We start from the raw sequence: 20092 nt of genomic DNA on the forward strand, positions 1-20092 counted from the left end.
CATCGTCAGCCATCCGCGAGAGTCGAAGGACGCAAGTGCCCCCCGGGGGGGAAGGGATTGGTAGTGATGCCGACCCTTGCCGGGGGGGCGTTGATCCGCAGAAAGTTTACTAGGGCTACAGAAATCGATGGCGAAGGCGCCAGCCTATTTTTCGGGGGCAGCTTCGATCAGTCGCACCAACTCTCGCTTCTGTTGCTTACTTAGAGTGTTCCACCGCAGTAGCACCTTCGCCAACAACTCATCTTCGGCATATAGGAACGCCGCAGGAATACCCAACGCTTGGGCGAGCCGCTCGGCGGTCTCCAGCTTTGGCTCGTGTTTTCCGCGCTCGTACTGGTTGATGCGGGGACTGGCCACTTGAGGATCCAAACCGGCCTGAATACCCAATTCCTTCTGCGACAGACCCACGTGTAGGCGCGCCTGCTTTAGACGTTGGGCAAAGGTCGATTGTTTGCTAGCGGACAAAGGCAAGCGCGCATCCTTGGGTACTTCGTAAGGATGGCGTATGCGCCCAGCGTTGCATACTAAGTTATCCTTAGTTTTTAAGCAACTGTCGCCAGCATAGTGGGTGCCATGAGCGATGCAACCCTGCCCCCAACGAGCACCGCCATTGATGGGCTGGCAACCCATCCGGGCCGACCTGCAGTACCCACGCTCGAAGAACTAGGTCTGCGAAATACCCTATTCCTTGCAGCGCTGCTGCGGGCGCAGGCGCAACGCGTTCCGGTCGCCCCTACTCACTCTTCTGCGCTGAGTGTGCTGGATGCCTTGCAAGTCCTAGCGCTGATCCAGGTTCCGTGGCCTGCCGATCGTTGGAAAATTCGACCCGATGCCGAAGTAACGCCACTCGAAGACCTTCAGTGGGCCTTCTCTTGGTCCGCCCACGATCGCAAGCTGCTTTTACCCGCCTTGGAGGACCAACTCAGCGAGCTGGCCTTGAGTCATGCCCTGGTGGAGGAGCGAGTTGCCTTGTGGGATGAGCTCGCAATCTGGGAGACCGAACACTTCTTGGAGCAGCAATTGCGCAAACACCAATTCGATGCGAATTGGGCCCGCGATCTGAGGTTCGTATTTCACTCTGCGCCGGTTGGCCTGCCCATCGCACAATGGCGCTATTGCTGCTGGGCAGCCGTACGTCAGGGTGCATCCGTCGCTCTGCGCCGGAGTCTCTCAGATGGATCATGCGTACGCGAGGCGATTTTTCAGGAGATGCACAATCGTCTTCGCTACCTCGAGAGAGGATCAACACAGCTAGGCATGTTTACTCCCTTCCATGTTTCCCCCGCCTCGGCACTAGCTCAACTGTTCATGGAGTACGTTGTGCCAACAGGCTGGGCGTATTGGACCTCCAAACGGATTGACAGCGAAGTGCGGGCACACATGAGGCGTATAGAAGACCAAGGCTAGCGTCATGTCGAGACTGGGCGCCCAAGCTCCTTGCAGCCCAAACCGACCTTGCGCTAGTCTCAATGTGCTCCAATCCATCGCTGGTCGAACCGGCAAAAAGTTCATCGGAAACCGAGTCTGGACACTGGTAGAAAGATGTCCATGGAGTTCCCTCTTTTCCTATGGACACGCGGAAATCCGTTGTAGCCGCGGATTTGCAAGGTTTTTTCGCTTGTCCATGGCCGTAGATGTCACGGGTACACCGTCGGATGGGCGGGCGACCCCAGCGGCCGCTGCCGCTGCGGACCGGACCTGGTGCGGCGCTACCGCAGCCGGCTGTCCGGCCCCCTGCTGGACCGCATCGACCTGCATGTGCACGTGCCGCGACTGCCGCCGCATGAACTCCGGCCCGATGCGCCGGACGGCGAAGGCACGGCCGCCATCCAGGCCCGCGTCGTCGCCGCGCGCGCACGCCAGCAGGCGCGCTGCGGCAAGCCGAATGCGCGGATGGGCCAAGCCGAGACCATGGCGCACTGCCGCCTGCAGGCGCGCGACCAGGCCCTGCTGGAGCGCGCGGTGGAACGCCTGCAGCTGTCCGCGCGCAGCCTGCACCGGATCCTGCGCGTGGCACGCACCATCGCCGACCTGGCCGGCAGCGAGGCCATCGCCACCGCGCACGTAACCGAGGCGCTGGGCTACCGCGGCCTGGATCGCGGCAACGCAGCATGACCTCCGGCCACGGCGGCGGTGGACACGGTGTGGTCTACTCGGGTCACACCTCGTACCGGCGGACGTCCTGTCCGCTGTCCTTGCTTCGCCACCCTGGAGTCCGCCCATGCGCCACCCCGCATTCCGCCTCACGCTGCTGGCCTCGACCGTCGCGTTCGCCCTCGCGGCCCAGGCCGCGCCATCCGCCGCCGACCGCATCGCCGGCACCGAACTGATCGCGCGCGACGCGCTGTTCGGCAACCCCGAACGGGCCAACGTGCAGATCAGCCCCGACGGCAAGTACCTCAGCTGGGTCGCCGCCGTCGATGGCGTGCTGAACGTCTGGGTCGCGCCGGCCGACAATCCGGCCCAGGCCAGGGCCGTCACCCAGGACAAGGCGCGCGGCATCCGCAGCTACTTCTGGTCCTACCAGCCCGATACGCTGCTGTACCTGCGCGACAGCGGTGGCGACGAGGACTTCCACCTGTACGCGGTCGACCTGAAGACCGGGCAGGCGAAGGACCTGACACCGTTCCCGAAGACCACCGCGCAGGTCGCCGGGGTCAGCCCCAAGCACCCCGGCACGATCCTGGTCGGCATGAACGACCGCGACGCGCAGTGGCACGACATCTACCAGGTCGACCTGGCCAGCGGTACCCGCACGCTGCTGGAGAAGAACGACGCGCAGATCGCCGGCTACATCGCCGATGCCGACTACACCCTCAAGTACGCGCAGCGCTCGCGTCCGGACGGTGGTGCCGACGTGCTGAAGCGCGGCGCCGACGGTGCGTGGGAGAAGTTCGACGACATCCCGTTCGAGGACGTGCTGACCACCAGCCCCGGCGGCCTGACGCTGGACGGCGGGACGCTGTACTTCACCGATTCGCGCGGCCGCAACACGGCGGCGCTGTTCGCCATCGACGTAGCCAGCGGCAAGCGCACGCTGGTGCTGGAAGACGCGCGCGCCGACGTCGGCGGCACGCTGGCCGACCCCGCCACCGGCAAGGTGCAGGCCGTGTCGGTGGATTACCTGCGCGATGAGTGGAAGGTGGTCGACCCCACGATCCGCGCCGACCTGGAGAAGCTGGAAGCCCTCGGCCCCGGCGATGTATCGGTCAACACGCGCACGCTGGACGACAAGACCTGGATCGTCGTGTACTCGGCGGCGGAATCCCCGCTGGTCTACTACCGCTACGACCGCCCGGCCGGCACGCTGACCAAACTGTTCTCCGCACGTCCGAAGCTGGACGGCAAGCCGCTGGTCCCGCAATGGCCGGTGGAGATCACCTCGCGCGACGACAAGACCCTGGTCAGCTACCTCACCCTGCCGCGCAGCGCCGATGCCGACAACGACGGCAAGGCCGATGCGCCGGTACCGCTGGTGCTGCTGGTCCACGGCGGGCCGTGGGCGCGCGATTCCTACGGCTACGGCAGCTACAACCAGTGGCTGGCGAATCGCGGCTACGCGGTGCTGTCGGTCAACTTCCGGGGCTCCACCGGCTTCGGCAAGGCGTTCACCAACGCCGGCAACGGCGAGTGGGCCGGCAAGATGCACGACGACCTGCTCGATGCCGTGCAATGGGCGGTCAAGCAGGGCGTCACCACCCAGAACCAGGTGGCGATCATGGGCGGCAGCTACGGCGGCTACGCCACGCTGGCCGGCCTGACCTTCACGCCGGACGCGTTCGCCTGCGGCGTGGACATCGTCGGCCCGTCCAACCTCAACACCCTGCTCAGCACCGTGCCGCCGTACTGGGCCAGCTTCTTCGAGCAGCTGGCCAAGCGCATGGGCGACCCGCGCACCGACGCGGGCAAGAAGTGGCTGACCGAGCGTTCGCCGCTGACCCGCGCCGACCAGATCAAGAAGCCGCTGCTGATCGGCCAGGGCGCGAACGACCCCCGCGTGAAGCAGGCCGAGAGCGACCAGATCGTCAAGGCGATGCAGGCCAGGAACATCCCGGTGACCTACGTGCTGTTCCCCGACGAAGGCCACGGCTTCGCCCGGCCGGAGAACAACAAGGCGTTCAACGCGGTGACCGAGGGCTTCCTGGCCCAATGCCTGGGCGGTCGCGCCGAACCCATCGGCAATGACTTCACCGGCTCCAGCATCAGCGTCCCGGTCGGTGCGGACGGGGTGCCGGGGCTGGCCGAAGCGCTGAAGGGGCATACGCAGGAAGTGAAGAAGTAGGCCAGCCCCTGCTTCCCCTGCCGTGATAGAGAAACGCCGGCGTGAGCCGGCGTTTCTTCGTGGGCATCCCTGCGGGCGACGCTCAGGCCGCCTTTTCCTTTTCGTAGAACTGCTCTTCCTCGGTCGAGCCCTTCAGCGCGGTGACGCTGGAGCTGCCGCCCTGGATGACGGTGGTGACGTCGTCGAAGTAGCCCGCGCCGACTTCCTGCTGGTGCGAGACGAAGGTGTAGCCCTTCTCGCGTGCGGCGAATTCCGGTTCCTGCACCTGCTCGACGTAGTGCTTCATGCCCTCGCCGCGCGCGTAGTCGTGGGCGAACTTGAAGGTGTTGAACCAGTTGATGTGGATGCCGGCCAGGGTGATGAACTGGTACTTGTAGCCCAGCGCCGACAGCTCGTCCTGGAAGCGCGCGATCTGCGCATCGTCCAGGTTCTTCTTCCAGTTGAAGCTGGGCGAGCAGTTGTACGACAGCAGCTTGCCCGGGTGCTTGGCATGCACCGCCTGGGCGAACTCGCGGGCGAAGCCGATGTCCGGCGTGCCGGTCTCGCACCACACCAGGTCGGCGTATGGCGCGTACGCCACGCCGCGGCTGATGGCCTGCTCCAGGCCGTTCTTGACCCGGTAGAAGCCTTCGGCGGTGCGCTGGCCGGTGACGAAGGGCTGGTCGTTGGCGTCGAAGTCCGAGGTCAACAGGTTGGCGGCTTCGGCATCGGTGCGGGCCAGCACGATGGTCGGCACGCCCAGCACGTCGGCGGCCAGGCGCGCGGCCTGCAGCTTCTGCACGGCCTCCTGGGTGGGCACCAGCACCTTGCCGCCCATGTGGCCGCACTTCTTCACCGCGGCCAACTGGTCTTCGAAGTGCACGCCCGCCGCGCCGGCGATGATCATGTTCTTCATCAGTTCGTAGGCGTTCAGCACGCCGCCGAAGCCGGCTTCGCCATCGGCGACGATGGGCAGGAAGAAGTCGATGGCGTCGGCTTCGTCCGACTTGCCGTCGCAGATGGCCTTCCACTGGATCTCGTCGGCGCGCTGGAAGGTGTTGTTGATGCGGCGGACCATGGTCGGCACCGAGTCGTAGGCATACAGCGACTGGTCGGGATACATGGTCTCGGAGGTGTTGCCGTCGGCGGCGACCTGCCAGCCGGACAGATACACGGCTTCCAGCCCGGCCTTGGCCTGCTGCATCGCCTGGCCGGCGCTGATCGCGCCGAACGCGTTGACGTAGCCCTTCTTCGCCTGGCCGTTGACGAGCTTCCACAGCTTCTCCGCGCCGCGGCGGGCCAGGGTGTATTCCGGCTGCAGGCTGCCGCGCAGGCGGACCACATCCGCGGCGGCGTAGTCGCGCTTGATGCCGGCCCAGCGCGGGTTGGTGTCCCAGTCCTTCTGGATGGCGTCGATCTGCTGTTGCTGGGTGCTCATGGCGGGCTCTCTTTCGTCGTGGGGCGTCGTGGTGGGGGTGGATCAGTCGATGCGGTCGTACGCGGGCAGGGTCAGGAAGTCGGCCAGTTCGTCGGCCCGACTCAGGTGGTCGAGCAGGGCGATGGCTTCGGAGACGCGCTCCCCGCCCGGCAGCCGGCTGTGGTCGCCCAGCTTCGCCGGCAGCGCCGCCAGCGTGCGCTGCAGCAGGGCATAGTCGATCTGGGTGCCGTCGCACAGGTGCACGTCGGGCGTGTGCAGCCATTGCCAGATCTGGGCGCGCGAGATCTCGGCGGTGGCGGCGTCCTCCATCAGCCAGTGGATCGGCACGCAGCCGTTGCCGTCCAGCCACGCGGCCAGGTAGCGCACGCAGACTTCCACGTTGCCCTCGAAGCCGGCGCGCGTGATGGTGCCGGTGGACGGACGGATCAGGTCGTCGCGGGTGACCACCACGTCCTCGCGCAGCACGCCGCGCTGGTTGGGCTGCGGCATGTGCTCGTCGAAGATCGCCTTCGCCACCGGGATCAGCGCCGGATGTGCCACCCAGGTGCCGTCGTGGCCGGCGGTGACTTCACGCAGCTTGTCGGCGCGCACCCGGGCCAGCGCCTGTTCGTTGGCGGCTTCGTCGTTGTTGATCGGGATCTGCGCGGCCATGCCGCCCATCGCGTGCGCGCCGCGGCGGTGGCAGGTCTGGATCAGCAGCTCCGAATACGCTTTCAGGAACGGCTGCGTCATCGTCACCTGGGCGCGTTCGGGCAGCACCTTGTCGGCGTGGCGGCGGAAGGTCTTCAGGTAGGAGAAGATGTAGTCCCAGCGGCCGCAGTTCAGGCCGACGATCCGCTCGCGCAGCGCGTGCAGGATCTCGTGCATCTCGAACACGGCCGGCAGCGTCTCGATCAGCACGGTGACCTTCATCTGCCCGTGCGGCAGGCCCAGCGCCGCCTCGATGTGCGACAGCGCGGTTTCCCACAGCGCGGCCTCTTCCATGCTCTGCAGCTTGGGCAGGTAGAAGTACGGGCCCCGGTCGCGGGCCTGCAGCGCGCGGGCGTTGTGCCAGGCGAACACCGCGATGTCGAACAGCCCGCCGGCGATCGGTGCGCCATCGATCAGCACGTGCTTCTCGTCCAGGTGCCAGCCGCGCGGACGCACCAGCAGCACCGCCTGCTCGTCCTGCGGCTTCAGCGCGTACTGCCTGCCGTTCTCGGCGGTGAACGCCAGGTCGCCCTGCACGGCGCCGATCAGCGCACGCTGGCCGGTCAGCAGGTTCTGCCAGGTCGGCGAGGTGGAATCCTCGAAGTCGGCCATGAACACCTTGGCGCCGGAGTTCAGCGCGTTGATGACCATCTTCGGGTCGACCGGCCCGGTGATCTCCACGCGGCGGTCCTGCAGGGCCGTCGGCACCGGGGCCACGGTCCAGTCGCCGTCGCGGATGGCGCGGGTGTCCTGGCGGAAGTCGGGCAGGCCACCGGCGTCGAAGAAGGCCTGGCGCTCGCGGCGCGCGGCCAGCCGGGCCTGGCGCGCGGGCTCGATCGCACGATGCAGCGAGACCAGCAGCGCCAGCGCGCCGGGAGGCAGCAGGGCGTCCTGCCCCACCAGGTTGGCGGTCAGGGCGATGCCGGGGGTGGGCCGGTCGGCGCGGGCGTCGCGCGGCGGCAGGGCGAAAGCGGTGGCGGACATGGGGAACTCCTGGCGTCTTGCTGGACTGGCACAGTGCTCCCCGCTTCAATTATTTGACAAAACAGTTTTGTCAATGCATTAAATAAGCTGTGCTTATACTTGACTAGAACGTGAGCTCTAAAGAAGCGCCAACTCCGCGATTTCCCTACAAATCCGACCGGCTGAAGCCCCTGCGGGCGTTCTGCCAGACGGTGCGGCTGGGCTCGGTTTCGCGTGCTGCGGAGGCGCTTTTTGTCAGCCAGCCGGCCATCACCCTGCAGTTGCAGGCCCTGGAGCGGGAGCTGGGGGTCAGCCTGTTCGAGCGCAGCGGCCGCCGGCTGGCGCCCAGCCGCGAGGGCGAAGTGCTGTACGAGCTGGCCCAGCCGCTGGTGGCGGGCCTGGATGGGCTGGACGCGACCTTCCGCGAGAAAGTCAGTGGACTGGAGGCCGGCGAGCTGAACGTGGCCGCCAACAGTTCCACCATCCTGTACCTGCTGCCGAAGATCGTGGAGCACTTCCGCCAGCAGCACCCCGAGGTGAAGCTGACCCTGCACAACGCGGCCAGCGCCGACGGCACCGACCTGCTGCGCTCGGACGCGGTGGACCTGGCGGTGGGCTCGGTGCTCGATGTGCCGGCCGACCTCAGCTACGCGCCGGTCTACCGTTTCGAGCCCATGCTGATCACGCCGCCGGATCACCCGCTGGCGACCAAGCGCGACCTGCGCCTGGAGGATCTCTCGCCCTACGGCCTGATCCTGCCGCCCAAGCGGCTGGTCACCTACCGGCTGGTGGACCTGGTGTTCCAGCAGGCGCGCGTGCCCTACACCGTCGCGCTGGAGGTGGGCGGCTGGGAAGTCATCAAGCAGTACGTCAGCATGGGCATGGGCATCTCCGTCATCGCCTCCATCTGCCTGACCGAGGGCGACCGCGACCGCCTGACCGCGCGCTCGCTGAGCCAGTGGTTTCCCTCGCGCAGCTACGGCGTGGTGGTGCGCAAGGGCAAGTTCCTGTCGCCGCAGGCTCGCGCCTTCATCGAACTGATCCAGCCCCACCTGTTCGAGCGCCGCGATTACGATGAGAGCGGGCATTCCGAGCGCTGACGCCCTGCCTGCATGAGCGGCCGCTACCGACAACACGACCTCGCGCCCGGCCAGTCCCTGCTGTGCCGCTGGGACTACGTGCACGGCGCGCAGGCGGTGCCCGCCCTGGTGCTGCCGGATGCCTGCGTGGACCTGCTGTGGGATGGCGCGCGCCTGAGCATCGCAGGACCGGATACCCGCGCGCAGTACGCGCATGTCGCGCCGGGCCACCGGCTGCAGGGCCTGCGGTTCGCCCCGGCCGCGGCGACGCGCTGGCTGGGCGTTCCCCTGCACGTCCTCGCCGACCAGCGCGTGGACCTGCGCGATCTCGGTATTCCGCGCCTCGGCACGCTGGCCGACCGCATGGCCGAACGCGGGGACGATGCGATGGCCTGGCTCGCCGAGCGGATATTGACCGACACGCCGCCACGCGACCGCGCCATGCAGGCCGTGCATGCGCGACTGTCTCTCGCCCAGCCCGACTCGGTCGCGCAGCTCGCGCGCGGTCTGGGCATCACCGAACGCACGCTGCTGCGCCGCTGCGACCAGGCGTTCGGCTACGGACCGAAACTGCTGGCACGCATCCTGCGCCTGCAACGCTTCCTGCGGCGACGGCAACGCCACGCCAACCTGCTGGAGGCCGCGCTCGACGCCGGCTACTACGACGCCGCGCAACTCTCGGCAGACGCGCGCCGGCTCACCGGCCTCACGCCGACCCGGCTGATCGCACAGCTCGCGGACTGACTGTCCGATTTCGCCAAGACAGGCCGCACGGACTCGGCCAGACTGGCGGCCTCTTCCACGGACACCCGCCATGAGCACCGCCGAACAGCACCACCGCATCGACTACATCGAATTCAACGTCGCCTCCATCGCCGCCTCGAAGGCGTTCTACGGCGGGGCCTTCGGCTGGACGTTCCAGGATTACGGGCCGGACTACTGCGAGTTCCGCGATGGCCGGCTGACGGGCGGCTTCGCGCACGGCACGCCGCAGCCGGGCGGCGCGCTGGTGGTGCTGTACTCGACCGCCCTGGAAGACAGCCTGGCGAACGTCGAAGCCGCGGGCGCGAAGATCACCCAGCCGATCTTCGCCTTCCCCGGTGGCCGGCGCTTCCACTTCGCCGATCCGGACGGCTACGAGCTGGCCGTCTGGTCGGCGACCTGACTCAGCGCGCCTCGTAGCGCGCCAGCAGCGCGCGATGGCCGGCCTGCCACTGCGCCAGACTGGCCGGCGAAGCCGCGTACGCGCCATCGATGAAGGCGAGCGAGAGCGACGCGGTGGCCTGCTTGACCTGCTCGCTGACCTCGCGCGTATCGAAGTATCGATGGTCGGTGAACACGTTGTGGGTGCCGTGCCGGTAGACCACCAGCGCCTTGCGGGTACCGCCGATGGCGTCGAACACCTTCAGGCGGTCGTCCACGCCCGAGCCGAAACCAGGAATGCGGATGATGTCGTCGGCGGTGGTCACGTGCAGGGTGGGAATGCGGATGCCGGACAGGATGGGCCGGAAATCCTGGTCGCCATAGAACGGCGGCGCGGAGATCACGATCGCGGCGCTGATGCGCGGGTCGCGCAACTGGATCGCACGCCCCTGGCGCACGACACGTGCGCCGGCCGACATCAGCGTGGTGTTGGCACCGTAGGAATGACCGGCGGCGACGATACGCGCGCGGTCGATGCGGGCGCCCCACTCGCCTGCCAGCACGCGATCGAGGGCGAAGCGCTGGTCGCGCACGCGCTGGAGGGCTTCGGCATCGCCCGCCGCGCGCTGGAAGCGGGACACCAGGGTGAAGGGATTGCCTTGCCACAGCGCGCGGTCGCTGCCGACATGCTGGACGTGGACGCTGGCGATGCCGTGGCGCGCCCAGTAACGCCCCAGGTAGGTGTAGCCGTCGCGCGCGCTGCCGATGCCGTGCGAGAACACCACCAGCGGCACGGTGCGCGTGCGCGCCGCGTCCGGCCAGAACAGCTTGACCGGCACCGCGCGCCCGCGCACCGGGTCGAACCAGTCCAGGTCCTGCACCCGGTAGCCGGCGTGAACGGCCGTGTCCACGTCGCGGGTGGCGGGCGCGTGCGACGACGCCGCCAGCATGGGGGCCAGCAGCAACAGCGACAGCAGGGCCACCACGCGGTGGCGATGGAGGAATTTGGCAACGTTCATCGGCAACACATCACGAAAGGAATGCCGCGCGCCCGGGTGACGCGCGGGACCACATGCGCGCGCGGATCGCGGCGGCTACTTTTTCCTGGGGCGTCCGGCCTTGACCGGCGCCAGGGCGTCCAGCGCGCGGGCCAGCGCCTGCGGCGACAGCCCTGCCAAGGCGTGCAGGCCGGCGCGCAGCAGCTCGCTCTTCTTGGCGGGCCGCTGCACCTGCAGGGCACGCCCCTTCAGCACATCGATCAGGCCGAAATCGTCGGCCGGCATGGTGAAGCTGTCGCGCACAAGCTTGGCCGGGCGGTCATCGGTCCCGTCCGCTTCACGTACTTTGCGGGGCTTGGCCATGCGACACCCTGAAATCGTATAAAAGATTTATACCTTTTCCGGGGTTTGCTGCCAAGCCCACGGCCGCCGACGAACGGCCTTCGTTCATCCTGCACAGCCCGGTCCGGGGAACGCCCGCGGCCGTAGACTGGCGTCCTTCCCCGCGGGTCCCGACGATGAGCCATCGCACTGCCTCCCTGCGCACGGGCGAGCGTGCCGCGCTGCTCGCCACCGAAGAGGCGGGCGCGCTGGCGACGGCGCTGGCCATCGCGCCGCACGATCCGACCGGCGTGCACGAAGCGCGCAAGAGCCTGCGCCGGCTGCGCTCGCTGCTGGCGCTGGCGCGGGCTGCCCTTGGCAAGGACGCGGTGGACGCGATCGATGAAGAACTGCGCGCCATGACCCGCGACCTGTCGGTCCTGCGCGATGGGCAGGTGGTGCAGGACATGGCGCGCCTGCTGGCGCAGGAAGCGACCGATCCCGGTGAACGGGAGGCCTGGCAAGCCCTGCTGCCGGCCCTGGCCCGGCGCCACCAGCAGGCGCTGGCCTCGGCCCTGCGCGAGGACCCCGGCTTCATGCGCCGCCAGGCCCTGGCCCACCGCCAGGCCGAGCGCCTGCTGCAACTGCCGTGGCAGCGCCTGAAAGCCGGCGATCTGCGCCACGCCCTGGCGCGCTCGCAGCGGCGCCAGGCACGCGCGCAGGCACAGGCACTGGCCAGTGGCCGCGTGGACGACCTGCACGCCTGGCGGCGCAAGTCGCGCCGTCTGCGCATGCAGCTGTCGGCACTGCGCAAACTGCGGGTGGCACCCCATCCCAAGGCCGCGCAGGTGCCGTCGCAGTTCATCACCCAACTGGTCGACCAGCTGGGCGTCCTCCAGGACCTGGCCCTGCTGCACAGCGCGCTGGAGGCGCTCGAACCCGTGCATGCGCGGCCGCATCGTGCGGCGATGCGCACGCGTTCCGCATCGCCCATCCAACCGTTGGCGTAATTGCATTTACCGTGGCATCGACGGCACGGTGGCGTCGGTCAAGAACGCCCCCGTTGGGCCGATACTGACGCATAAGGTCCTTCCGGCACCGATGCGGCATCCGCAGCGCGGCGGCACACCGGTCCCCAGGCTTGGCACGAAGCCTGCATGCCCTCCGACAGTCCGCCCCTGCAGGAGCGGACTGCCCTCACGCAGGAGTATTCCCCGCAGGTGGACGCCACCACCACGATCGCCCGCGATGCCCCTCCGCCGCGCCCGTCCTCCGCACGCGCGCGGATGCCGCCGCTGGCGTGGGCGGCGGTGGTGCTGTTGCTGGGCCTGTCGAGCACGGCGGTGGTGGTCCATCGCGAGTGGCGCGACCTGCAGGAGCGCGCCGAGGAAGCCAGGCGCGAACTGGCCGATGCGGGCGCCGCGCGCCTGCGCGTGCCGCTGGAACAGGCGGCCCTGATGCTGCGCGCGATGCAGACCGTGTTCCTGGCCAACGACCAGATGGACCAAGCGCGCTTCAGCCAGTACCACGCCAGCCTGCGCAGCCCGCTGCCCCCCACCGCCTACACCTCGGTGGCGTTCGCGCGCCGCTCGCCCGCGGGCGAGCCGCTGGCCGACGAGGTGTCCTACCGCTACGAATTCGTCGCCCCCTACGAAGCCAACACCTCGCTGATCGGCTTCGACATGGTCACGCAGAAGGCCAACCTGGCCGCCCTGCTGCGCGCACGCGATACCGATACGGTGGTCGTTTCCGCGCCGTTCGCGCTGCGCCAGTCGATCCCCAGCGGACAGAGCCCGCTGGGCGTCACCCTGCGCCTGCCGGTGTATTCCGACGGGCCCACGCCGACCACGCCCAACCAGCGGCGCGCCCGCGAGATCGGCGCACTGGCCATCGGCATCCGCCTGCAGCCGCTGGCGGAGTCGGCCCTGTCGGGCCCGGTACTGGACGGCTTCCGCGTGCGCATCTACGACGCGACCGCCAGCGCGCACCCGTTCTACGATTCCGCCACGCCCACGGCCGCCGGCATCCCCATGCAGCAGCGGCGCCTGGACATCGGCGGCCGCCAGTGGCGCATCGAGATGCTGCCGCGGCCGCAACCGCTGGAGCTGGGGCGGCTGCAGGCGCTGCTGGCCGGAGGCGGCACCATCAGCCTGTTGCTGGCCGCGCTGGCGTGGTCGCTGGCCAGCACCCGGCGACGGGCCGAGGCGCTGGGCGAACAGATGAGCCAGCGCTACCGCGAAAGCGAACTGCGCTTCCGCGCCCTCAACGAACTGCTGCCTGCCCTGGTCCTGCTGGCCGACGCGCGCGATGGCCACATCGTCTACGCCAACCAGGCGGCGCGACTACGCCTGGGCGACCCGACCGGACTGCCGCTGTCGGCCCTGTTCTCCGACCCGCAGCTGCAGCACCGAGCCCGCGACGCCGACAGCATCGGCAACGACTGGGGCAACCTGGAGGCGGTGCTGCTGAGCCCCGGCGGCGAAGCCTTCTGGGCCAGCGCCTCCATCGCGCATGTGGACGTGGAGGGACGGGCGCACCTGCTGATGGTGGCCACCGACATCTCCGAGCAGCGCGAACTGACCGAACGCCTCAGCTACCAGGCGACCCACGACGCGCTGACCGAGCTGTGCAACCGCCGCGAGTTCGAGCGGCGCATCGAGGAGGCCCTCGCCGAGCGCAAGGGCCGGGTGGCATGCGATCCCTGCGCGCTGCTCTACATCGACCTGGACCAGTTCAAGCTGATCAACGACGTGTCCGGCCACATGGCCGGCGACCAGTTGCTGGCGCAGCTGGCGCTGGCCATGCGCCAGCAGCTGCGCGGTGGCGACGTGCTGGCGCGCCTGGGCGGCGACGAATTCGGGCTGATGGCCTTCCACGTGGATGCCGAGGGCGCGCGCGCGCTGGCCGAACGCCTGCGCGAGTGCATCGAAGCGCTGATGTTCGTCTGGCAGGACCGCACCTACACCGTCAGCGCCAGCATCGGCGTGGTGGTGGTGGACCAGCAGGAGCCCACGCTGAAGGACCTGCTGGCGTGGGCGGACACCGCCTGCTACCTGGCCAAGGAGAACGGCCGCAACCGCGTGCACGTGTACCGCCAGGACAACGAAACCACGCGGCGCCAGGGCGAGATGGAATGGGCCGGCCGGCTGCGCTGGGCCGTCGAACAGGACCGCCTGCTGCTGGACTACCAGGAGATCGTGCCGCTGGATGGCAGCGACACGGCCACCAGCGTCGAGCTGCTGCTGCGGCTGCGCGACGAGGACGGCGGCGTGGTGCTGCCCGGCGCCTTCCTGCCCGCGGCCGAGCGCTACGGACTGATGCCCGCCATCGACCGCTGGGTGATCCGCAATGCGCTGGCGCATTTCGCCCAGCTGCACGCCACCGGCCTGCGCCTGGGCACCTGCGCGATCAACCTGTCCGGCGCGAGCATCGAGGACGAGGGCCTGGCGGACTTCATCCTGGCCCGCATCACCGAATACGCGGTGCCGGCGCACAAGCTGTGCTTCGAGATCACCGAGACGGTGGCCGTGCGCAACCTGCTGAAGGTGGTCGGCGTGATCGAACGCCTGCGCCGTGCCGGCTGCCGCATCGCACTGGACGACTTCGGCGCCGGCATGTCGTCCTTCGGCTACCTGAAGAACCTGCCGGTGGACCTGATCAAGATCGACGGCAGCTTCATCCGCGACCTGGAAACCGATCCGATGAGCCGCACCATCGTCAGCGCCATCGCCCAGATCGGCCACCAGCGCGGCCTGAAGGTGGTGGCCGAATGGGTCGCCAGCCCCAGGATCTGCGATGCGCTGCGTTCGCTGGGGGTGGACTACGGCCAGGGTTTCGCGCTGCACCGCCCGGAGCGGGTGCTGTTCCAGCGCGAACAGCCTCCCCCGCGCCGGCTGGCCGTGGTGCGCTGACGGCCGCCCACACGGCGCGGTTCAGCGCGCGGGCGTCTCCACCGCCCGCGGCCGCACGTGCTCCAGCAGGCTGACCAGCGTCTTGCCCGGTTCCTCCCACGGGATCATGTGCGCCGAATGCTCGAACCACACGCCCTGCTTGTAGGGCGCCCGCACCTTCGCCAGCCAGGCCGCGGTAGGTTCGGAGGGCGTGGTGTAGTCGTGCCTGCCCAAGAACATCACCACCGGGATGGGGAACGCGTCCACCGCGTCGAAATCGACCCGCAGGAATTCGTCCAGCAGGCGTCCCAGCGTGAACACGTTGCCGGCATTGATGGCACAGCGGGCGGCATCGTCGTAGTCCGGCGACAGGCGCGGGCCCCGGTAGAAGTAGTCCGAACTGTCGCGGTAGGCGGTCAGGCCGCCATAGAACTGCGGCCACTTGCGCGCGATCACGATGCGGTCGCGGGTGATCGGCTGGTCGCCCGGATACGGCGCGATGGTCTCCATTTCCCGTACCGCCTCCAGGTTGCCCTTCTCCCGCGCGGTACGCAGGCCGTACTCGAAGCTGACCCGCTCGTTGGTGCGCACGTTGATCACCTGGCCGATGCCCACGTAGGCGTGGAACAGGTCCGGGCGCTGCAGTGCCGCATGCATGGCCACCACGGTGCCCCAGCTGTGCGCCATAAGCACCAGCTTGCGCTTGTGGTAGCGCGTGCGCAGGTGTTCGGCCAGCGCGATGGCGTCGTCGACATAGCGCTGGATGTGCAGGGTATCGGCGACCGCGTCGCGGTCGTTCAGCAGCAGCGTCCTGCCGGCGCCGCGCTGGTCGTAGTTGACGACCGTGAAGTACTCCTCCAGCGGGCGCTGGAACTGCCACAGCGTGGGGATGATCGGCGAGGCCGGGCCGCCGTGGACGAACAGCACCATCGGGTTGTCGCGATCCTGCCCGCGCACGTTCACCCACTGGCGGATGCCGCCGATCTCCACCGCGTACTCATCCTGCACGCCGGTGGGCGCGGTGATGCGGCCAAGGTCGGCGATGATCTCGCGTGCCGGCGCGTAGGCCGAACGGTCCGGGCAGCTTTCCTGCGCCTGCACGCCCAGCGGCAGCCAGGCCAGCAGGAAGGCGGCGAATGCGTGTTTCATCCTCATCTCCATCCGGGGGACGCCGGCATTGTCGGCCATGCCCGGTGGAGACGACCGTGCCGTTCGTCCCTGTCGGCGATCAGAGGTGCGCCATCCACTGCCGCAGCAGGGCCTGCAGGGCTGTTGCATGCGCCTCCACGTCCGCGGGGCGACCGAAGGCCAGCGTCGCCCGATCGGCACCCCGCCATGTCAGCAGCCCCTTCGGATCGGCGATCGCGCCCTCCGGCAGCACGCGCCGGCCCGCGCCCAGGTGCAGCACCAGCAGCACGCTGTCCGTCCGCCGCAACTGCATCGTGGCGAAATGGCGGCCCTCCACATGGAAACTCGGTGCGTTCCACTTGATGTCTTCGCCGATGCAGGGATCGGTGGCGCGGATCGCGGTGCGCAGTCGCTGCAGGGTGGCGTCCTGCGGATGCGCCAACGCGGCGAGGAAGGCGTCGACATCGGCGGGCGCGGCGGACTTCTTCGCAGGCATCGGTGCTCCCTGGCTAGGACGCACGCGGATCCGCGCCGAGGCGACGGTACAACGTGCTGCGGCTGATGCCCAGCTGGCGTGCCGCGCGGGCGATGTTGCCGTCGCAGGTCTCCACCGCCGCACGCATGCTGGACAGGGTGATCGCATCCAGGTCGGCCGCCGTCGCCGGCCGCGATGGCATCGCCGTGGGCAGCCGCGTGCGCAGGTAGGCCGGCAAGGCGTCCTCGCCTATCTCGCTGTCCGGCTCGCTCAACGCCACCAGCGTGCGCAGGCTGGCCACCAGCTGGCGCAGGTTGCCCGGCCAGTCGTAACCGACCAGGGCGTCCTGGACCGCGCCCGACAGCCGGCGCCCTTGTCCGATGCGCTCCCACAGCATGCGCACCAGGGTGTCGCGCGCGTCCGAGGCCCGCAGTGCTGGCAGCGCGACGATGTGATGGGAGATGCGGTAGTACAGGTCCGCACGGAAGCGTCCCTCCGCCACCGCCTCCTCCAGATGCCGGTGGGTGGCGCAGATCAAGGCGAAATCCAGCTTCACCGGCTTGCCGCCGCCCAGCGGCGACAGCTCGCGGTCCTGCAGCACGCGCAGCAGGCGTGGCTGCAGGGCCATCGGCATGTCGCCGATCTCGTCGAGGAACAGCACGCCGCCCTCGGCCTGGCGCAGCAGGCCGGTGCTGCCCTCCTTGCGCGCGCCGGTGAAGGCGCCGCTCTCGTAGCCGAACAGCTCCGCTTCGATCAGTCCTTCCGGCAGCGCCGCGCAGTTGACCGCGACGAAGGCCCTGCCCGCGCGCGCGCAGCGGCGGTGCAGTTCGCGCGCGAACACCTCCTTGCCCGTGCCCGTCTCGCCCAGCACCAGCACCGGGATGCCGGCATCCAGGACGCGGCGCGCGCGTTCGAGATCCGCGGCCTGCGCGGCGTCGAACAGCGGCGCGTCCGCGTCCAGGGCCGAGGTGGCGGGGGATACGGTGATCGGCGTGGCCGCGCGGGCCCGGCGCGCGCGCGTGGGTTCGTCCACGTGGCCGTAGAGCACCCGGCCATTGCGGTCGTGCAGCGCCCCGTCGTCGCGCAGGCGCGAGACCGCGCCGTCGAACAGGGCGTCGTACGAGGCGCGGCCCAGGTCGGTGCGCTCCAGGCCGAACAGCGCCAGGCCCACGCGGTTGGCCGCGACCAGGCGCCCGTTGCGGAACGCCAGCAGCCCTTCGCGCGCGGTACCCAGCAGCGCGCGGTGGCTGTGGACGCGCAACAGGTCCGCATCGGCGATGCCTTCGTCGAAGTAGCGGTGCTCGATGTGCGCCACCGCCAGCTGCGACAGGCCCAGCGCATGCACCTGCGCCACCGACGCATCGCCCGAGATGTCCAGCACGCCGACCATGCGTCCGTAGGGGTCGAAGATGGGCGAGGCCGCGCAGTTGAGGATGCGGTGCGGTGCCGCGTAGTGCTCGCCGCCGCGCACCTCCACCGCGCGGGCGTCGGCGATGGCGGTGCCGATGGCGTTGGTGCCCACGCGGGCCTCGCTCCAGCAGGCGCCGGGCATCAATGCCACGCGCCCGGCCTTGTCGAGGAAGGCGGCGCTGCCTTCGGCATCCAGGATCCAGCCCTCGGCATCGGTGAGGATGGCGATGCTGCCGGTGTTGGCCGCATCGGCGGCCAGCATCTCCACCTCCGCCCGCGCCAGCCGCCACAGGCGCTCGTGCTGCTCGCGCATGGCCCGCAGGCGCGGGGCGTCGATCGGCTCGATCGCGGGCCGGGCATTCGCGGCCAGGCCCAGGCCGCGGCAGCGGCGCCACGATTGCAGGATCGCACCGGGCACCTGGCCCACCGGCGTGCGCCCGCCCTCGAAGAATGCGCGCCGCGCCGCGACGATGGGATCGCCGCCCTGGAAGTCGTGTACACGTGCCATCGCCCTGACCCTGCCGGCGACGTGTCGCATTTTGCGACAGCCCGATCGCCCGCTGTCCCGATACACACCACAGCCCGCGACACCCTGCAACCCCCTCCCATGCTGCAACGCCGCAGCCACGGGACCCCATGCGCCTTGCCAACGGCGTTCGCGCCATGGCGCACCGCAGCACGCATCGTTGGCACGCGGCCTGCGTCGGAGGGTCGCACCCGCACCGGGTCCCACTTTCCACGGAGCCACCGATGAACGCAGTCGCCACCCCCCGCCCGCAGGCCGTCGATCCTTCCGCCATCTTCAAGCGGCGCTACGCCAACTACATCGGCGGGCAATGGGTCGAGCCGCGCTCGGGCCAGTACTTCGACAACCTCACCCCGGTCACCGGCAAGGTCTTCACCCAGGTGCCGCGCTCGAACGCGCAGGACATCGAACTGGCGCTGGACGCCGCACATGCGGCCAAGGACGCCTGGGGCAAGGCCTCCACCACCGAGCGCGCCAACGTGCTGCTGAAGATCGCCGACCGCATCGAGCAGAACCTGGACCTGCTGGCGCATGCCGAGACCTGGGACAACGGCAAGCCGATCCGCGAGACGCTCAACGCCGACATCCCGCTGTGCGCGGACCACTTCCGCTACTTCGCCAGCGCCATCCGCACGCAGGAAGGAAGCATCGGGGAGATCGACGGCGACACCATCGCCTACCACTTCCACGAGCCGCTGGGCGTGGTCGGGCAGATCATCCCGTGGAACTTCCCGCTGCTGATGGCCTGCTGGAAGCTGGCGCCGGCACTGGCCGCCGGCAACTGCGTGGTGCTGAAGCCGGCCGAGCAGACGCCGGCGTCGATCCTGGTGCTGCTGGAAGTGATCGGCGACCTGTTGCCGCCGGGCGTGCTGAACGTGGTCAACGGTTTCGGCCTGGAAGCGGGCAAGCCGCTGGCCAGCAGCCCGCGCATCGCCAAGATCGCCTTCACCGGCGAGACCACCACCGGCCGGCTGATCATGCAGTACGCCAGCCAGAACCTGATCCCGGTCACGCTGGAGCTGGGCGGCAAGTCGCCCAACATCTTCTTCGCCGACGTGATGGCCGAGGACGACGACTTCCTGGACAAGGCGGTGGAAGGCTTCGTGCTGTTCGCCTTCAACCAGGGCGAAGTCTGCACCTGCCCCTCGCGCGCGCTGGTACAGGAATCGATCTACGACAGGTTCATGGAGAAAGTGCTCAAGCGCGTGGCCGCGATCAGGCAGGGCAACCCGCTGGACCCCAACACGATGGTCGGCGCGCAGGCCTCGGGCGAGCAGTTGGAAAAGATCCTGTCCTACATCGACATCGGCCGGCAGGAAGGCGCGCAGGTGCTGGCCGGCGGCGAGCGCAATGCGCTCGACGGCGACCTGGCCGGCGGGTACTACGTGAAACCGACCGTGTTCAAGGGCCACAACCGGATGCGCATCTTCCAAGAGGAGATCTTCGGGCCGGTGGTGTCGGTGACCACGTTCAAGGACGAAGCCGAGGCGCTGGCCATCGCCAACGACACGCTGTACGGCCTGGGCGCCGGCGTGTGGAGCCGCGATGCATCGCGCCTGTACCGCATGGGCCGCGCGATCCAGGCCGGCCGCGTGTGGACCAACTGCTACCACGCCTACCCGGCGCATGCGGCGTTCGGCGGCTACAAGCAGTCGGGCATCGGCCGCGAGAACCACAAGATGATGCTGGACCACTACCAGCAGACCAAGAACCTGCTGGTCAGCTATTCGCCCAAGGCCTTGGGCTTCTTCTGAACCACGGCGGCGGTGC

16 protein-coding genes and 1 pseudogene are annotated in these 20092 nt (G+C 68.9%); 9 read left to right on the forward strand and 8 right to left on the reverse strand.

Translation table 11 applies throughout. The features are described 5' to 3' along the window. Positions 1–144: 144 nt before the first annotated feature. Entirely contained in the window at positions 145–465 is a 321-nt protein-coding gene (locus tag MUU77_RS17395; RefSeq protein ID WP_245094630.1) for a helix-turn-helix transcriptional regulator, read from the reverse strand. 108 nt (positions 466–573) lie between these two features. Here MUU77_RS17395 and MUU77_RS17400 point away from each other — a divergent pair, with 108 nt between their 5' ends. The 3 genes and pseudogenes from MUU77_RS17400 (at position 574) to MUU77_RS17410 (ending at position 4282) form a co-directional block, all read left to right on the forward strand. Then, complete coding sequence (locus tag MUU77_RS17400) at positions 574–1407, forward strand: hypothetical protein (protein WP_245089590.1); 834 nt, start codon at positions 574–576, stop codon at positions 1405–1407. A 246-nt stretch (positions 1408–1653) separates the two neighbouring features. Then, positions 1654–2115: pseudogene (locus MUU77_RS17405) on the forward strand (ATP-binding protein); the annotation flags it as partial. A gap of 106 nt (positions 2116–2221) precedes the next feature. After that, positions 2222–4282 (forward strand): S9 family peptidase, encoded by a 2061-nt coding sequence (locus tag MUU77_RS17410; RefSeq protein WP_245089593.1) that lies wholly within the window; start codon positions 2222–2224, stop codon positions 4280–4282. Between the two features lie 82 nt (positions 4283–4364). Here the strand turns inward: MUU77_RS17410 and aceA are convergent, their stop codons facing one another. After that, on the reverse strand, positions 4365–5699 hold the full coding sequence (gene aceA / locus MUU77_RS17415) for an isocitrate lyase (protein WP_245089595.1): 1335 nt from the start codon (positions 5697–5699) through the stop codon (positions 4365–4367). 42 nt (positions 5700–5741) lie between these two features. Next, positions 5742–7373, reverse strand: a complete 1632-nt coding sequence (gene aceB, locus MUU77_RS17420) for a malate synthase A (protein ID WP_245089598.1) — start codon at positions 7371–7373, stop codon at positions 5742–5744. A gap of 110 nt (positions 7374–7483) precedes the next feature. Here aceB and MUU77_RS17425 point away from each other — a divergent pair, with 110 nt between their 5' ends. The 3 genes from MUU77_RS17425 (at position 7484) to MUU77_RS17435 (ending at position 9596) form a co-directional block, all read left to right on the forward strand. Further along, positions 7484–8452 carry a LysR family transcriptional regulator gene (locus MUU77_RS17425; RefSeq protein WP_245089601.1) on the forward strand — a complete coding sequence of 323 codons (969 nt, stop codon included), beginning with the start codon at positions 7484–7486 and terminating at the stop codon, positions 8450–8452. Between the two features lie 12 nt (positions 8453–8464). Beyond that, positions 8465–9175, forward strand: coding sequence for an AraC family transcriptional regulator (locus tag MUU77_RS17430; protein WP_245089603.1), 711 nt, complete (start codon positions 8465–8467; stop codon positions 9173–9175). A 70-nt stretch (positions 9176–9245) separates the two neighbouring features. After that, a complete protein-coding gene (locus MUU77_RS17435) occupies positions 9246–9596 on the forward strand; it encodes a VOC family protein (protein WP_245089605.1) in 351 nt (116 codons plus the stop codon). 1 nt (position 9597) lies between these two features. On the opposite strand, the gene MUU77_RS17440 is transcribed toward MUU77_RS17435, so the two are convergent. Together MUU77_RS17440 and MUU77_RS17445 are read right to left on the reverse strand one after the other, a co-directional pair. Next, on the reverse strand, positions 9598–10593 hold the full coding sequence (locus MUU77_RS17440; protein ID WP_245089608.1) for a hypothetical protein: 996 nt from the start codon (positions 10591–10593) through the stop codon (positions 9598–9600). A gap of 75 nt (positions 10594–10668) precedes the next feature. Beyond that, the gene (locus MUU77_RS17445) at positions 10669–10935 is read right to left on the reverse strand and encodes a hypothetical protein (RefSeq protein ID WP_245089610.1); all 267 of its coding nucleotides are present in this window, start codon (positions 10933–10935) and stop codon (positions 10669–10671) included. A 155-nt stretch (positions 10936–11090) separates the two neighbouring features. Between MUU77_RS17445 and MUU77_RS17450 the strand changes: the two genes are divergently transcribed. Both MUU77_RS17450 and MUU77_RS17455 read left to right on the forward strand, forming a co-directional pair. Continuing rightward, on the forward strand, positions 11091–11903 hold the full coding sequence (locus MUU77_RS17450; RefSeq protein ID WP_245089613.1) for a CHAD domain-containing protein: 813 nt from the start codon (positions 11091–11093) through the stop codon (positions 11901–11903). Between the two features lie 147 nt (positions 11904–12050). Further along, positions 12051–14804, forward strand: a complete 2754-nt coding sequence (locus tag MUU77_RS17455; RefSeq protein ID WP_245089616.1) for an EAL domain-containing protein — start codon at positions 12051–12053, stop codon at positions 14802–14804. A gap of 21 nt (positions 14805–14825) precedes the next feature. On the opposite strand, the gene MUU77_RS17460 is transcribed toward MUU77_RS17455, so the two are convergent. The 3 genes from MUU77_RS17460 to MUU77_RS17470 all read right to left on the reverse strand — a co-directional run bounded on the left by MUU77_RS17460 (position 14826) and on the right by MUU77_RS17470 (position 18304). Continuing rightward, on the reverse strand, positions 14826–15932 hold the full coding sequence (locus MUU77_RS17460) for an alpha/beta hydrolase (protein WP_245089619.1): 1107 nt from the start codon (positions 15930–15932) through the stop codon (positions 14826–14828). Positions 15933–16011: 79 nt separating this feature from the next. Continuing rightward, a complete protein-coding gene (locus tag MUU77_RS17465) occupies positions 16012–16407 on the reverse strand; it encodes a DUF1801 domain-containing protein (protein ID WP_245089622.1) in 396 nt (131 codons plus the stop codon). A 13-nt stretch (positions 16408–16420) separates the two neighbouring features. Then, entirely contained in the window at positions 16421–18304 is a 1884-nt protein-coding gene (locus tag MUU77_RS17470; protein WP_245089625.1) for a sigma-54-dependent Fis family transcriptional regulator, read from the reverse strand. Between the two features lie 242 nt (positions 18305–18546). Between MUU77_RS17470 and adh the strand changes: the two genes are divergently transcribed. After that, positions 18547–20076 carry an aldehyde dehydrogenase gene (gene adh, locus MUU77_RS17475; protein ID WP_245089628.1) on the forward strand — a complete coding sequence of 510 codons (1530 nt, stop codon included), beginning with the start codon at positions 18547–18549 and terminating at the stop codon, positions 20074–20076. Positions 20077–20092 lie beyond the last annotated feature (16 nt).

This window comes from Pseudoxanthomonas sp. F37 (genome assembly GCF_022965755.1).
In the GTDB taxonomy this organism is placed as follows: domain Bacteria; phylum Pseudomonadota; class Gammaproteobacteria; order Xanthomonadales; family Xanthomonadaceae; genus Pseudoxanthomonas_A.

Bases quoted from the DNA above. Each gene is read 5' to 3' on its own strand.
- MUU77_RS17470 (WP_245089625.1), bottom strand. From the start codon at position 18,304: ATGGCACGTGTACACGACTTCCAGGGCGGCGATCCCATCGTCGCGGCG.
- MUU77_RS17445 (WP_245089610.1), bottom strand. From the start codon at position 10,935: ATGGCCAAGCCCCGCAAAGTACGTGAAGCGGACGGGACCGATGACCGC.
- adh (WP_245089628.1), top strand. From the start codon at position 18,547: ATGAACGCAGTCGCCACCCCCCGCCCGCAGGCCGTCGATCCTTCCGCC.
- MUU77_RS17450 (WP_245089613.1), top strand. From the start codon at position 11,091: ATGAGCCATCGCACTGCCTCCCTGCGCACGGGCGAGCGTGCCGCGCTG.
- MUU77_RS17435 (WP_245089605.1), top strand. From the start codon at position 9,246: ATGAGCACCGCCGAACAGCACCACCGCATCGACTACATCGAATTCAAC.
- MUU77_RS17410 (WP_245089593.1), top strand. From the start codon at position 2,222: ATGCGCCACCCCGCATTCCGCCTCACGCTGCTGGCCTCGACCGTCGCG.
- MUU77_RS17440 (WP_245089608.1), bottom strand. From the start codon at position 10,593: ATGAACGTTGCCAAATTCCTCCATCGCCACCGCGTGGTGGCCCTGCTG.
- MUU77_RS17465 (WP_245089622.1), bottom strand. From the start codon at position 16,407: ATGCCTGCGAAGAAGTCCGCCGCGCCCGCCGATGTCGACGCCTTCCTC.
- aceB (WP_245089598.1), bottom strand. From the start codon at position 7,373: ATGTCCGCCACCGCTTTCGCCCTGCCGCCGCGCGACGCCCGCGCCGAC.
- MUU77_RS17455 (WP_245089616.1), top strand. From the start codon at position 12,051: ATGCCCTCCGACAGTCCGCCCCTGCAGGAGCGGACTGCCCTCACGCAG.
- MUU77_RS17430 (WP_245089603.1), top strand. From the start codon at position 8,465: ATGAGCGGCCGCTACCGACAACACGACCTCGCGCCCGGCCAGTCCCTG.
- MUU77_RS17400 (WP_245089590.1), top strand. From the start codon at position 574: ATGAGCGATGCAACCCTGCCCCCAACGAGCACCGCCATTGATGGGCTG.
- MUU77_RS17460 (WP_245089619.1), bottom strand. From the start codon at position 15,932: ATGAAACACGCATTCGCCGCCTTCCTGCTGGCCTGGCTGCCGCTGGGC.
- aceA (WP_245089595.1), bottom strand. From the start codon at position 5,699: ATGAGCACCCAGCAACAGCAGATCGACGCCATCCAGAAGGACTGGGAC.